This is a genomic window from Oleiphilus sp. HI0117 (assembly GCF_001635235.1).
Genome location: NZ_LWGA01001379.1, coordinates 1 through 1046, shown reverse-complemented (window position 1 = coordinate 1046; position 1046 = coordinate 1). Strand labels below are relative to the sequence as shown.

Here is a 1046-nt window from a genome sequence, read left to right as displayed (position 1 = left end):
GCAAGGCTGCAGTATCCACTCTCGATACTTCTCCCGCACTGATAACGGTTGGAGATGCTAATTTAAGAATCTCTTCCATCTCATGATGTAGCGACTCAACCTTAGCGATATTCACAACACCTTCTAACTCAATTGCTGCTTCACTCATAATCAGCCTAAATCTCACCAAATAGTTATTTCTTCAACTAACTTTAGTAGCTATTTTCAGGAATACCACAAATCATAAACTGATTTTTTATCCCTAGATCGGCAATGAGAGGCTAAAGAAAGGATTGATCATCAATGAAGCTTATTATTAAGCCAAGCCTTTGATGCAGCGATCTATTTTCGGCGAAACATCCTGGCTTGAAGAGCGTCTTCCAACTGCTTTTGCTCACGCTTGTCGGCAAGTGCGTTTTCCTCATCCTTGTAGCGCTGAATAAGGTCTGCCAAGCCTTTGGTTTTTTGGTGCAAAGCTGACCACTTTTCTTTGGTAATATTGAACGCTTTTTGTCCCTGATCAACAACAAGCTGTTGTTGCTGGATTGCGACATCAATTTGATTAACAAAGTGCAAGCTTGACTGCAATTGAGTAACGCTCTGGACGCTACCAAGGCCTCGCTTCATATCAGCAAGGTATTGATTATGATATTGTTTGAGATTATCCATTTGCGCAGTCTGATCGTCCAAATAGCGCTTTGCAGCTGTCATCTGCTCCAAAGCCGCTTGCTCGTTTCGCACTGCCTGATCAAGAACTACCTTCAAACGCTGCGACTTCTTCATAGACAACCTTATAGACTGTAGCGCAAGCTAGATTATTGCGCTTGAGCTGCAGCAGCAATCGTTTGTGACATTTCCGCTATCGCTCTGGGCGCTTCAGACTCCTCAGTTAATCCCTGCCGCAGGAACTGCTTCATCTTTTCAATTCTTTCGATAGCAAAATCAGTTTGTGGGTCAGAACCTTTAACATAAGCTCCGACGCTAATTAAGTCTCTGGCTTGCTGATACCTTGCATAGATTTGTTTGAAGCGCTGTGCATTCTGTAAATGCTCAGCACTGATGATATG

General features: G+C 43.1%; 1 protein-coding gene and 1 pseudogene. Both read right to left on the bottom strand.

Translation table 11 applies throughout. From position 1 onward, the window contains the following. Positions 1 to 321: 321 nt before the first annotated feature. The gene (gene fliJ / locus A3757_RS23560; protein ID WP_068739167.1) at positions 322 to 762 is read right to left on the bottom strand and encodes a flagellar export protein FliJ; all 441 of its coding nucleotides are present in this window, start codon (positions 760 to 762) and stop codon (positions 322 to 324) included. A gap of 32 nt (positions 763 to 794) precedes the next feature. Then, positions 795 to 1046 (bottom strand): annotated as a pseudogene (gene fliI, locus A3757_RS23555) (flagellum-specific ATP synthase FliI); the annotation flags it as partial.

Coding starts and splice junctions, on each gene's coding strand:
- fliJ (WP_068739167.1), bottom strand. CDS start 762: ATGAAGAAGTCGCAGCGTTTGAAGGTAGTTCTTGATCAGGCAGTGCGA.